Source organism: Pseudomonas sp. S60, assembly GCF_016647865.1.
Lineage (GTDB): Bacteria > Pseudomonadota > Gammaproteobacteria > Pseudomonadales > Pseudomonadaceae > Aquipseudomonas > Aquipseudomonas parafulva.
On sequence record NZ_JACVVH010000016.1, the window covers coordinates 98,123 to 108,717 of the forward strand.

The window sequence follows — 10,595 nt, forward strand, 5'->3', positions numbered from 1 at the left end:
GATATGCCTTGGAGCGCCCCATGACCCAGTCCCAGTACCGCCCCGGCCCAGATGCCAACGGCCTGTTCGGCTCGTTCGGTGGCCGCTACGTGGCCGAAACCCTCATGCCGCTGGTGCTGGACCTGGCCCGCGAGTACGAAGCTGCCAAGGCAGACCCTGCATTCCTCGAAGAGCTGGCGTACTTCCAGCGCGATTACATCGGCCGGCCAAACCCGCTGTATTTTGCCGAACGCCTGACCGAACACTGCGGCGGTGCAAAAATCTTCTTCAAGCGTGAAGAGCTGAACCACACCGGCGCCCACAAGGTGAACAACTGCATCGGCCAAGTGCTACTGGCCAAGCGCATGGGCAAGAAGCGCCTGATCGCCGAAACCGGCGCCGGCATGCACGGTGTGGCCACTGCCACCGTGGCGGCGCGCTTCGGCCTGCCTTGCGTGATCTACATGGGCGCCACCGACATCGAGCGCCAGCAGGCCAATGTGTTCCGCATGCGCCTGCTGGGCGCTGAAATCGTGCCGGTCACCGCCGGCACCGGCACCCTGAAAGACGCCATGAACGAGGCGCTGCGTGACTGGGTCACCAACGTGGAAGACACCTTCTACCTGATCGGCACCGTAGCCGGCCCGCACCCGTACCCAGCCATGGTCCGCGACTTCCAGTCGATCATCGGCAAGGAAACCCGCGCCCAGTTGCAGGAAAAGGAAGGCCGCCTGCCCGACAGCCTGGTCGCCTGCGTCGGCGGGGGCTCCAATGCCATGGGCCTGTTCCACGAGTTCCTCGAAGAACCAAGCGTGCAGATCATCGGCGTTGAAGCGGGTGGCCACGGCGTGCACACCGACAAGCACGCTGCCAGCCTGAACGGGGGCGTACCGGGCGTGCTGCACGGCAACCGCACTTACCTGTTGCAAGACGCCGACGGCCAGATTACCGATGCCCACTCCATTTCCGCAGGCCTGGACTACCCTGGCATCGGCCCGGAGCATGCCTACCTGCACGAAGTGAAACGGGTGGAGTACGTCAGCATCACCGATGACGAGGCGCTGGATGCATTCCATGCGTCCTGCCGCCTGGAGGGCATCATCCCGGCCCTGGAAAGCGCCCACGCCCTGGCCGAAGCCATCAAGCGCGCGCCCAGCCTGCCCAAGGATCACCTGATGGTCGTGTGCCTCTCGGGCCGCGGCGACAAAGACATGCAAACCGTCATGAGCCACATGGCCGCCCAGGAGAAACAGGCATGAGCCGTCTTGAACAACGCTTCGCCGAGCTGAAAGCCGAAGGGCGCTCGGCACTGGTCACCTTCATCACCGCCGGCGACCCGGGCTACGATGCATCGCTGCAAATTCTGAAGGGCCTGCCCGCAGCGGGCGCGGACGTAATCGAACTGGGCATGCCGTTCACCGACCCGATGGCTGACGGTGTGGCCATCCAGCTGGCAACCCTGCGCGCCCTGGAGGCCGGGCAGACCCTGGCCAAGACGCTGCAAATGGTGCGTGACTTCCGTACCGGCAACCAGACCACGCCCATCGTGCTGATGGGCTACTACAACCCGATCCACCGCTTTGGCGTCGAAGCCTTCGTCGCCCAGGCCAAGCAAGCCGGTGTCGATGGCCTGATCATCGTCGACCTGCCGCCGGAGCACGACGCCGAACTGGCAAGCCCCGCCCAGGCTGCCGGCATAGATTTCATCCGCCTGACCACCCCGACCACCGACGATCAGCGCCTGCCACGGGTACTGGAGCGCAGTTCCGGGTTTGTCTACTACGTGTCGGTAGCAGGTGTGACCGGCGCAGGCTCGGCCACAACCGAGCACGTCAGCGAAGCCATTGCGCGCCTGCGTCGGCACACCGACCTGCCGATCAGCGTTGGTTTCGGCATTCGTACTCCCGAGCAGGCCGCCGCCATCGCACGCCTGGCCGATGGCGTGGTGGTGGGGTCGGCACTGGTGGACAAGATCGCCCAGGCCGAGCGCCCGGAACAGGCCGTAGATGACGTGCTCAGCCTGTGTGCGGCGCTGGCAGAAGGCGTGCGCGGCGCGCGGCGCTAAGCTGGCTTGCCCTTACTGCCAGTAAGCTGGCAGTGAGGGCAAGCCCGGGCATTACCCAACGAATAGCGAAAGGTCCAGCGGGCGCACCGCCCCCATCCAGATCGCATGGTCGCGGTGGTCGGCCAGCTCATCCCCGGTCAGCGGGTGCATGAACACCACCAACCCCTTGCGGTTGAGCGCCAGCCACGGCAATACCACGCCGACGATTTCCGGCTCGAACGCCAGCTGGCAACTCCAGTCCGGGTGCGGCCCCACTCGCTTCTGGTGCAGGCGGCCCATGGTCACCGGGAACAGCCGCGCGGCTTCCTCGCAGAGCTCACGGGCCTGCTCCAGGGTGGCGGCATCGTAATAAACGTGGGCGTGGTAACCCTTGATTCTCTGCATGCTTACCTCCGCTGCTGCAATGGCCATGACTATACCCGGCCAAAACCGATGAGCGCCCTGGAAATCACCGCTCGCGCTCCTGCTCCAACCAGCTTACAAAGCGTTCTATCAGCGCACCACGGCGCTTGCGCGGCGGCAGCACGGCGTAATACCCGCGTGCCGACCGCAGGCTGCCTGGCAGTGGCCGGCAGAGCAGGCCTTGGTCCACCAGGCTGTCCACCAGGTGCCCCCAGCCGATCGCCACCCCTTGCCCGGCAATGGCAGCCTGAATCAGCAATGTGTAGTTGTCGAAGCGTAGCTGCCCCGGCGGCGGCGGGCTGGCCACACCCAACCCACGAAACACCCCCGCCCAGTCGAACCAGCGGCTGGACTGCTCGCCCTTCAGGTGCAACAGGGGCAAACGTTGCAAGGCCTCGGCTGACAAGGGTTTGCCACCGATCAGCCCAGGGCTGCACACGGGGAAAACCTCTTCATCGAACAGCCAGCGGCTTTCCCCTTGGCGGAAGCGGCCATCGCCGAACAGCACGGCCACATCGACGTCCGGGCGCAACATGCCTTGGCTGCGTTCCCCGGTCACCAGGCTCACATCCACCTGTGGATAAGCCTCATGAAAACGCTGCAGCCGGGGCATCAGCCAAAAGGCGGCGAAAGCAAAATCGGTCGCCACCTGCAACACCTCACGCTGATCACGCCCACTGGCCTGGGCGATCCCGCCATCCAGCGTGTGCATGGCCTGGCTCACGTGCTCGAACAGCAGTTGGCCAGCCTCGGTTAGCTGGATGCCGCGATAAATGCGGTCGAACAAGCGAGTGCCTAGCTGCGCTTCCAGGCGTTTTACCTGCTGGCTCACCGCTGGCTGAGTAGTGCCCAGCTCCAACGCGGCTGCGGTAAACCCGTTCAATCGCGCTGCCGCCTCGAACACGCGCAAGGTATCCAGCGACACGTCGGCCAAGTGCTCAAACATAAGCGCAGCTTATCCCAGTCATTGCCCGCCATGGGCTTTACCCATGTTATCCACAGTCGCATCTTGGTACGCAAGCGGTTCGCATAACCCTCGACGATGGAAGCTTCCCATGACGCGCCCCAATATCCTGTTCATCATGGCCGACCAGATGGCGGCGCCGCTGCTGCCCATCTACGGCCCATCCCCCATCCAGATGCCCCACCTCAGCCGCCTGGCCGAGCAGGCCGTGGTATTCGATTCGGCCTACTGCAACAGCCCACTGTGTGCCCCCTCGCGGTTCACCCTGGTGAGTGGCCAGCTGCCCAGCCGTATCGGCGCCTACGACAATGCGGCCGACTTCCCCGCTGACGTGCCCACGTATGCCCACTACCTGCGCCGCCTGGGCTACCGCACGGCGCTGTCGGGCAAGATGCATTTTTGCGGCCCGGACCAGTTGCACGGCTATGAAGAACGGTTGACCAGCGACATCTACCCGGCCGACTACGGGTGGGCAGTGAACTGGGACGAGCCCGACGTGCGCCCCAGCTGGTACCACAACATGTCGTCGGTGCTGCAAGCTGGGCCGTGCGTGCGCACCAACCAGCTGGATTTCGATGATGAGGTGGTGTTCAAAGCCCGCCAGTACCTGTACGACCATGTACGTGAAAGCGACGGCCGGCCGTTCTGCCTGACGGTGTCCATGACCCACCCGCACGATCCCTACACCATTCCCAAGCGCTACTGGGATCGCTACGAAGGTGTGGAGATCCCCATGCCCCGCGCCGAGTTCAGCCAGGCAGAGCTGGACCCCCATTCGCAGCGCCTGCTGAAGGTGTACGACCTCTGGTACAAGGCGTTGCCTGAAGAGAAGGTCCACGATGCCCGCCGAGCCTACTTCGGCGCCTGCAGCTACATCGACGACAACATCGGCCAGCTGCTGCAAACCCTCGAAGAATGCAACCTGGCCGATGACACGCTGATCGTGTTTTCCGGCGACCACGGCGACATGCTTGGCGAGCGCGGCCTCTGGTACAAGATGCACTGGTTCGAGATGTCCGCCAGGGTGCCCCTGCTGGTCCATGCACCAAAGCGCTTCAAGCCTGCCCATGTCGACGCGTCTGTATCAACCTGCGACTTGTTACCTACCCTGGTGGAGCTGGCCGGTGGTGCTGTGGATAAAAACCTGCACCTGGATGGCCGCTCCCTGCTTGGCCACCTGCAAGGGCACGGCGGCCACGATGAAGTGATTGGCGAATACATGGCCGAAGGCACCGTGGGCCCGCTGATGATGATCCGCCGTGGTGCCTACAAGTTCGTGTACAGCGAAGACGACCCTTGTTTACTCTATGACCTGAGCCACGACCCGCACGAGCGGGAGAACCTCACCGGCAGCCCGGACCATCAGGCGCTGCTGCAGGCATTTGTCGAGGAAGCCCGCCAGCGCTGGGACATACCCGCCCTGCGCCAGCAGGTGCTGGCCAGCCAGCGCCGCCGTCGCCTGGTCGCCCAGGCACTGGCCATCGGCAAACTGAAAAGCTGGGACCACCAACCCATGGTGGACGCCAGCCAACAGTACATGCGTAACCACATCGATCTCGATGACCTCGAGCGCAAGGCACGTTACCCACAGCCCGCACCCATGGATTGAGAAGAGAGGCCGCCATGCACAAGTTCTCCGCTACCGTGTTGACCCTGGCCATCGGCCTGGGCACCGTCACCGCTCACGCCGCTGACAGCAGCGACCAATGCACCACCGTGAAAATGGCCGACCCCGGCTGGAGTGATATCGCCACCACCAATGCCGTCGCACGCCTGCTGTTGGAAAGCCTGGGCTACAAGGTCAAAATCGACAGCCTGGCCGTACCGATCATCTACGGCGGCCTGAAGGATGGGCAAGTCGACGCCTTCCTCGGCAACTGGATGCCAGCGCATCAAGGTTTTCATGACAAGTTCGTCGCCAACGGCGATGTTCTACAGCTTTCGCGCAACCTTGAAGGCACCGAGTTCACCCTGGCAGTGCCGGACTACGTGTGGAATGCCGGGGTGAAGGACTTCGCCGACCTGCAAAAGCACGCCGACAAGTTCGACAAAAAGCTGTATGGCATTGGCTCCGGGGCGCCGGCCAACCTGTCGCTGAAAGAGATCATCGACAAGAACGCGTTCAACCTGGGGCAATGGAAGCTCGTGGAATCCAGTGAACAGGGCATGCTGGCGCAGGTTGATCGCGCGGTGAAAAAGCAGCAGTTCATCACCTTCCTGGGCTGGACACCGCACCCCATGAACGTAAAGCTGAACATGCATTACCTCACAGGGGGCGAGCAATGGTTTGGCAGCAAAGGCGATGTCTACACGCTAACGCGCAAAGGGTATCCACAGGCGTGCCCCAATGCTGCCAAGCTGTTGGGTAACCTGAAGTTCACACTGGACATGGAAAACAGCATCATGGCCAATGTGCTGGACCAGAAGATCAGCTTCGATGAAGCCGCCAAGGCCTGGGTCAAAGCGCACCCCGAGTTGCTGGACGGGTGGTTGGCCGGGGTTACAACCAAAGCTGATGGCAATGCCGTGGAGGCTGTCAAAGCCAAGCTGTAATACCCCGTAGTGCGGGGTATCTGTGGGGGCCAGGTTTTTTCTAACATTGTGGATAACTCATGCATCGCATTCTGCACCTGCTGCCGTTCCTGAGCTGGCTACCCCGTCAATCGGGTCGCAGCCTGCGCCAGGACCTGCTGGTGGGGCTGAGCGGTGCAATCCTGGCCCTGCCACAATCCATTGCCTATGCATTGATCGCCGGCTTGCCCGCCGAGTACGGCTTGTACGCCGCCATCGTCCCCGTGCTGGTGGCCTGCCTGTGGGGCTCGTCCTGGCACCTGATCTGCGGGCCTACCGCTGCCATTTCCGTGGTGCTCTACGCCAGCATCAGCCCACTGGCCGTGGCTGGCAGCGCCGACTACGTTACCTTGGTGCTGCTGCTGACGTTCCTTGGCGGCGTTTTTCAGTGGCTGCTGGGGCTGCTGCGGTTCGGGGCAGTGGTCAACTTCGTTTCCCATTCCGTGGTACTGGGTTTCACCCTCGGCGCAGCCATCGTGATTGCCTTGGGGCAATTGCCCAACCTGCTGGGCATGGACCTGGCCAGCCAGGCCACGGCATTGAAGACCGTTCAGGAACTGGCCCACCATGCCGGGGAGGTAGACCTGCCATCCTTGCTTCTGGGTTTGGCCACAGTGGTGCTGGGCGTCACCCTCAAGCTCTGGCGCCCGCGCTGGCCCAGCCTGTTGATCAGCCTGGTGGTGGCGAGCGTGCTGGCCTGGGTGCTACCAGGGTACTTCGGCCATGTGCCACGTGTGGCAGCGTTCACCGGGCAACTGCCTCCGTTCAGCCCACTGCCTCTGCTTGATGTGGAACTGATCTTGCGGCTACTGCCCAGTGCTGTGGCGGTGGGCATGTTGGGGCTGGTGACCAGCCTGTCGATTGCCCGTTCGCTGTCGGCACGCTCGGAGCAGATGATCGACCCCGACCAGGAAATCCGCGCACAGGGCCTGTCGAACATCGCTGGCGCCTTTTGCTCGGGCTACCTGTCTGCAGGCTCGTTCACCCGCTCGGGCCTGAGTTACGAGGCCGGCGCTCGCTCGCCCATGGCAGGCGTGTTTTCGGCGCTGTGGGTGGCGGTGTTCGCCGTGACGGGGGCAGGGTTGATCGCGCAGCTGCCCATCCCGGCCATGGCCGGTAGCATCCTGTTGATTTGCTGGGGGCTGGTGGACCACAAGGCAATACGCGCACTGCTGCGCGTCAGCCGCTCGGAGTTCCTGGTGATGGCACTGACCGCCGCCGCCACCTTGTTGCTCGAACTGCAGACAGCCATCTACGCCGGGGTACTGGCGTCGCTGTTCTTCTACCTCAAGCGCACCTCCCGGCCCCGGGTGCAGCAGAGCCGGGAAGGGGACGCGGATGTGCTGCGCGTGGGCGGGTCGATCTTCTTTGGCGCGGCGCATTATCTGCAGGTGAGGTTGCAACGCTGCCAGGGGCCGCATGTGGTGATCGATGCCCGGCAGGTGAACTTCATCGACTACTCGGGTGTGGATATGCTGCACCGGGAGGCGCGGCGCTTGCAGCGGCTAGGTGGCAGCTTGACCCTGCATCACGCCAAGACGCACGTAGTCGAAGATTTGCAGAAGCTGGAAGGCGCCGACCGGTGCCCCATACGTTTCGCAGAATGAGCGCCTCAGCCCGAAGGGGCAGCAAAGCAGCCCCGGGCACCCTCAACCCCGCGCCAGCTGCCGGCGCAACTCCGCCAGCACCGGTGCAGTATCAGGCCGCACCCCACGCCAGATGAAGAACGCCTCAGCCGCCTGCTCGGCCAGCATGCCCAAGCCGTCCAGCACCTTCGCCGCGCCCAGGTTGGCTGCCCACTGGCAAAACGGCGTGGGCGCCTTGGCGTACATCATGTCGTAGCAGACCGTACGCCCCGCCTCGACAAGGCTGTCGGCAATCGGTGGCAGCTCACCTGCCAGGCTCGCCGAGGTGGCGTTGATGATCAGGTCCACCGGCTCATGCAGCCAGGCAAAACCGCTGGCCACCACCGGCCCAAGTTCATCGAACTCATGCGCCAGTTGCTCGGCCTTTTCCACCGTGCGGTTGGCGACTACCACCGACTGCGGCTTGTGCGCCAGGAGCGGCTCCAGTACACCCCGCACGGCGCCGCCGGCACCGAGGATAAGAATGCGCTTGCCGGCCAGCTCTACACCCGCATTTACCGTCAGGTCACGCACCAGGCCAGCGCCATCGGTGTTATCGCCCTGCAACGTGCCGTCTGCCAGCTTGCTGAGGGTGTTCACCGCACCGGCGCGCTGGGCACGGGGTGTGAGGCTGTCGCACAGGCGGTAGGCCTCTTCCTTGAACGGTACCGTGACGTTGGCACCGCTGCCTTGTTTGAAGAAACCCCAGGCGCAATCACTGAACGCGTCCAGCGGTGCCAGCAAGGTGGCGTACTCCAGGTATTCGCCAGTCTGCTCGGCAAACAGGCGGTGGATAAGTGGCGACTTGCTGTGGCCAATGGGGTTGCCAAACACAACGTACTGGTCCATGACGGCTCCTTGGGTTGCCACGGGCTTACTGGCCAAGCCAGTCACGGTCTTGCAGGAAGTATTCGGTCAGGCGCGCTTCCTCGGTACCCGGTTCGGCCTTCCAGTCGTAACCCCAGCGGACCTGGGGCGGCAGCGACATCAGGATCGATTCGGTACGCCCACCCGATTGCAGGCCAAACAGCGTGCCACGGTCATACACCAGGTTGAATTCCACGTAACGGCCACGGCGGAACTCCTGGAACTCACGCTGCTGCGCGGTGTAGGCCATAGCCTTGCGACGTTGCACGATTGGCACATACGCCTGGATGTAGGCATCACCGATGGCGCGGATAAAGGCGAAGCAGGTGTCGAAGTCCCATTCGTTGAGGTCATCGAAGAACAGGCCGCCGATGCCCCGTGGCTCGCCGCGGTGCTTGAGGTGGAAGTAGCGGTCGCACCAGGCCTTGTAGCGGGGGTAAACGTCGGCACCGAACGGCGCGCAGGCCTGCTCTGCCACGCGGTGCCAGTGGATGCAGTCTTCTTCGATGCCGTAGAAGGGCGTGAGGTCGAAGCCACCGCCGAACCACCACACCGGCTCTTCACCTTCTTTCTCGGCAATGAAAAAGCGTACGTTGGCGTGGGAGGTGGGCACATGCGGGTTGTGCGGGTGGATCACCAACGATACGCCCAGCGCCTGGAAGCCACGGCCGGCCAGCTCAGGGCGGTGGGCACTGGCCGACGGCGGCAGGCCGGTGCCGAACACATGGGAAAAGTTGACCCCGCCTTTTTCAATCACCTGACCGTCCCCAATCACCCGCGTACGGCCCCCGCCACCGGCTTCGCGCACCCAGGCGTCCTCGACGAAGCGGGCGCCGCCGTCTTCGGTTTCGAGGGCAGAGCAAATGCGGTCTTGCAGGTCGAGCAGGTAGGCTTTCACGGCCTCGGTGCGGCTAATCATCGGGTCACCAGGAACGGGCAGGGAAGAATTCGCGCGTAGCATACCATCGCCGGCCGGCACACCGCAGTTGACGGCAGTCAAGCAAAGGCGTCCGATAGAAGGCCTTTCCCGATCCCGAAACCAGGAGTAGCAGATGGCCAAGCGTATCCAGTTCAGCCAGCACGGCGGCCCTGAAGTGCTACAGTGGGTGGAGTTCGAGCCCGCCGCGCCCGGCCCGCAGCAAGTGCGCGTGCGCAACCATGCAGTCGGCCTGAACTTCATCGATACCTATTTCCGCAGCGGGCTGTACGCGCCACCATCACTGCCATCGGGCCTGGGTACCGAGGCAGCGGGTGTGGTGGAAGCCGTGGGCGAGGGCGTTACCCGCCTCAAGGTGGGCGACCGCGTGGCCCATGCTGGTGGCCCATTGGGGGCGTACAGCGAGGTGCACACGCTGCCAGAGGCCAACCTGGTCAAGCTGCCGGACGCTATCAGCTTCGAGCAGGCCGCAGCGGTAATGCTGAAGGGTTTGACCGTGCAGTACCTGCTCAAGCAAACCTACGCCGTACAGCCTGGCGACGTGATCCTGTTCCATGCGGCGGCGGGCGGTGTAGGCTCATTGGCCTGCCAGTGGGCAAAGGCGCTGGGTGCCAAGTTGATCGGCACCGTCAGCTCCGCGCAAAAAGCTGAACGGGCCAAGGCCCTGGGTGCATGGGCGACCATCGATTACAGCCACGAAGACGTCGCCGAGCGCGTGCTGGAGCTGACCGACGGCAAGAAGTGCCAGGTGGTGTATGACGGCGTGGGTGCCGACACCTGGCTGACCTCGCTGGACTGCCTGCAGCCACGGGGTTTGATGGTGAGCTTCGGCAATGCCTCGGGTGCGGTGAGCGGGGTCAACCTGGGGATTCTGTCGCAGAAAGGCTCGCTGTACGTGACCCGGCCAACCTTGGCGACCTACGCCAACAACGCGCAGAACACCCAGGCCATGGCCGATGACCTGTTTGCGATGATTGCCAGCGGCAAGCTGGTGGTGGATATCCAGCAGCGGTATCCGCTGAGCGAGGCGGCCAAGGCGCAGGCGGAGCTGTCGGCGCGCAGGACGGTGGGGTCGACTGTGTTGCTGCCTTGATGGGGGGATGTTGAGGCGGCTAGGTGTCCGCCTTGACGATTGTTTCGCCTGTAAGACCGAGCGCCGCCCGCGCGGCGCATCGCGAGCTGCGC

The 10,595-nt window shown here is 63.8% G+C and carries 10 protein-coding genes; 6 read left to right on the forward strand and 4 right to left on the reverse strand.

The features are described from left to right. Positions 1 to 20: 20 nt before the first annotated feature. Together trpB and trpA are read left to right on the forward strand one after the other, a co-directional pair. Entirely contained in the window at positions 21 to 1,238 is a 1,218-nt protein-coding gene (gene trpB, locus IAE33_RS10455) for a tryptophan synthase subunit beta (RefSeq protein ID WP_028633162.1), read from the forward strand. Beyond that, positions 1,235 to 2,044, forward strand: coding sequence for a tryptophan synthase subunit alpha (gene trpA, locus IAE33_RS10460; RefSeq protein ID WP_201163439.1), 810 nt, complete (start codon positions 1,235 to 1,237; stop codon positions 2,042 to 2,044). Before trpB ends, trpA begins: the two co-directional genes overlap by 4 nt. 51 nt (positions 2,045 to 2,095) lie before the next feature. On the opposite strand, the gene IAE33_RS10465 is transcribed toward trpA, so the two are convergent. Together IAE33_RS10465 and IAE33_RS10470 are read right to left on the reverse strand one after the other, a co-directional pair. Next, positions 2,096 to 2,428, reverse strand: coding sequence for a DOPA 4,5-dioxygenase family protein (locus IAE33_RS10465; RefSeq protein ID WP_201163440.1), 333 nt, complete (start codon positions 2,426 to 2,428; stop codon positions 2,096 to 2,098). A 64-nt stretch (positions 2,429 to 2,492) separates the two neighbouring features. Beyond that, positions 2,493 to 3,392 (reverse strand): choline sulfate utilization transcriptional regulator, encoded by a 900-nt coding sequence (locus tag IAE33_RS10470; protein WP_201163441.1) that lies wholly within the window; start codon positions 3,390 to 3,392, stop codon positions 2,493 to 2,495. 109 nt (positions 3,393 to 3,501) lie between these two features. Between IAE33_RS10470 and betC the strand changes: the two genes are divergently transcribed. From betC to IAE33_RS10485, 3 genes are read left to right on the forward strand one after another with little or no spacing between them, the layout of a single operon-like run. Further along, complete coding sequence (gene betC, locus IAE33_RS10475; RefSeq protein ID WP_201163442.1) at positions 3,502 to 5,019, forward strand: choline-sulfatase; 1,518 nt, start codon at positions 3,502 to 3,504, stop codon at positions 5,017 to 5,019. Positions 5,020 to 5,033: 14 nt separating this feature from the next. After that, positions 5,034 to 5,963 carry a choline ABC transporter substrate-binding protein gene (gene choX / locus IAE33_RS10480; RefSeq protein ID WP_201163443.1) on the forward strand — a complete coding sequence of 310 codons (930 nt, stop codon included), beginning with the start codon at positions 5,034 to 5,036 and terminating at the stop codon, positions 5,961 to 5,963. 59 nt (positions 5,964 to 6,022) lie between these two features. Continuing rightward, positions 6,023 to 7,588: a SulP family inorganic anion transporter gene (locus IAE33_RS10485; RefSeq protein ID WP_201163444.1), complete on the forward strand. Its 1,566-nt coding sequence runs from the start codon at positions 6,023 to 6,025 to the stop codon at positions 7,586 to 7,588. A gap of 42 nt (positions 7,589 to 7,630) precedes the next feature. Here the strand turns inward: IAE33_RS10485 and aroE are convergent, their stop codons facing one another. Together aroE and hemF are read right to left on the reverse strand one after the other, a co-directional pair. Beyond that, a complete protein-coding gene (gene aroE / locus IAE33_RS10490) occupies positions 7,631 to 8,455 on the reverse strand; it encodes a shikimate dehydrogenase (RefSeq protein WP_201163445.1) in 825 nt (274 codons plus the stop codon). Positions 8,456 to 8,480: 25 nt separating this feature from the next. Next, on the reverse strand, positions 8,481 to 9,392 hold the full coding sequence (gene hemF / locus IAE33_RS10495) for an oxygen-dependent coproporphyrinogen oxidase (protein WP_028633170.1): 912 nt from the start codon (positions 9,390 to 9,392) through the stop codon (positions 8,481 to 8,483). 133 nt (positions 9,393 to 9,525) lie between these two features. On the opposite strand from hemF, the gene IAE33_RS10500 reads away from it, so the two are divergent. Then, positions 9,526 to 10,503, forward strand: coding sequence for an NADPH:quinone reductase (locus IAE33_RS10500; RefSeq protein WP_201163446.1), 978 nt, complete (start codon positions 9,526 to 9,528; stop codon positions 10,501 to 10,503). The last annotated feature ends 92 nt before the right edge of the window (positions 10,504 to 10,595 follow it).